We start from the raw sequence: 1,540 nt of genomic DNA, 5'->3' as shown, positions 1-1,540 counted from the left end.
CCCTAAACCATTATTTGTTGTTGATGTTCTCGGTATAACGTATAGTCTCCAACAGACCCTGCTGTAGGGAATAAGCCGGCTGCCACCCAAGTACCTGTTCAGCTTTCTCTCGACTGAGCCGACTGTAGAGGATGTCGCCTGTTCGTGCTGGTGCGTATTGTGGCTTTACGTCGATTGCTAGTAAGTTGGTCAAGCTGTGAAACAGCTCGACCACGCTCGTCTTCGTATCCGTTCCAATGTTGATGATTTCTTCATTGCCTTTCTCCATAGCGAGTATATTGGCCCTGGCCACATCCTTGACATATACGAAATCCCGAGTCTGGACTCCGCTGCCGAAGATCCGGGGGACATTGCCATTCAGAAGCGATTTCAAGAAAACTGCTATGACCCCGCCCTCTCCTTTGGGAGTTTGACGAGGACCATACACATTCGCGTAACGAAGAATACTATATTCAAGCCCATACAATTCCCGATAGAGCCTGATATAAGTTTCAGGAGCTGATTTGGAGACGCCATAGAAGGAAAGAGGCTTTACAGGAAACGTTTCTTCGATGCTGCAATCAGGTGTTTCCCCGTATGCAGCACAGGAGGAGCTGTAGACAATTTTACGGATACCGTATCGGCGGCATAAGGTAAGAAGCTTGATGGTCCCGATGATGTTATGGACCGCATCGCTGACGGGGTCGTCTAACGAACGAGCGACATCGATCTGGGCAGCCAGATGAATCAGGCATTCCGGCTCATATTCGGCGATTRCACGCTCGGCTTCTTCCGAGCCAATATCAGCAACAATCAGTTTCGCCTGCGGATGAACAACATCCCGCTTACCGGAACTGAGGTTATCGATGACCAAGACAGAGCATCCGCCTTCTACCAGTGAATCCACGACATGCGACCCGATAAATCCGGCTCCGCCCGTGACACACACTTTCTTCATATCCTGGGTTCTACCTCCCTTTGGACCTCTAATTTCATAGCGAATGCATATAATGATTCATGATTTTCCGGGCAATGAAATTCCGGTCCGAGTTCATCAGCTCACTCCACTCTGGGGAGAGCATGAACAGGATGACGATCTCGAGCGGCGATGTCCCTCCTTGAAGCAGCCTTACATGATAATCGAAACCGGCTTGATCCGGTGCTCGGCACATGAGCTCCGCGTACAGATGGTGGACCAAGTGATCTGGTGGCAGCGTGAACAAATGTTGGAGCCTTCCCATTACCGTCTCGGGAACTTCTGGAGGCCTGGAAGGGGATTGCCGGTGCAGCTCCCCGGCTTCGGGACCGGTCAATAGTCCAGTGGTAATATAATTCTTCGTCAGTCCAGCTGCCATCAACTGCAAGTGGCCGATCAGGCTTGCCTCATCTGCTTCGCGATGTAGAATTTGCCGGAACATCTCTCTCACGAAGTCTTCCGGAACATATTGATAAGTGCGATGAAGTAATTGCGCGATCCGCATAATCATCCTCCTAACCGCATTCAGGTTTGTCTTCTGTTATAAGGATATGAAAGTACTGGAAATTGGTTTGGACTCTAGGA

General features: G+C 50.0%; 2 protein-coding genes. Both read right to left on the bottom strand.

Annotation, left to right across the window (positions count from 1 at the left end; translation table 11 throughout):
• Positions 1–10: 10 nt before the first annotated feature.
• Complete coding sequence (locus tag AC1DWB_RS34950; protein WP_477545666.1) at positions 11–937, bottom strand: NAD-dependent epimerase/dehydratase family protein; 927 nt, start codon at positions 935–937, stop codon at positions 11–13.
• A 34-nt stretch (positions 938–971) separates the two neighbouring features.
• Positions 972–1,460, bottom strand: a complete 489-nt coding sequence (locus AC1DWB_RS34945; protein WP_477545665.1) for a DUF4214 domain-containing protein — start codon at positions 1,458–1,460, stop codon at positions 972–974.
• Between the last annotated feature and the right edge of the window lie 80 nt (positions 1,461–1,540).

Source organism: Paenibacillus sp. P4_E11 (assembly GCF_056401635.1).
Note: the sequence above shows the minus strand (reverse complement) of the source record. Positions and strands in the feature narration are given on the sequence as shown.

Bases quoted from the DNA above. Each gene is read 5' to 3' on its own strand.
- AC1DWB_RS34945 (WP_477545665.1), bottom strand. From the start codon at position 1,460: ATGCGGATCGCGCAATTACTTCATCGCACTTATCAATATGTTCCGGAA.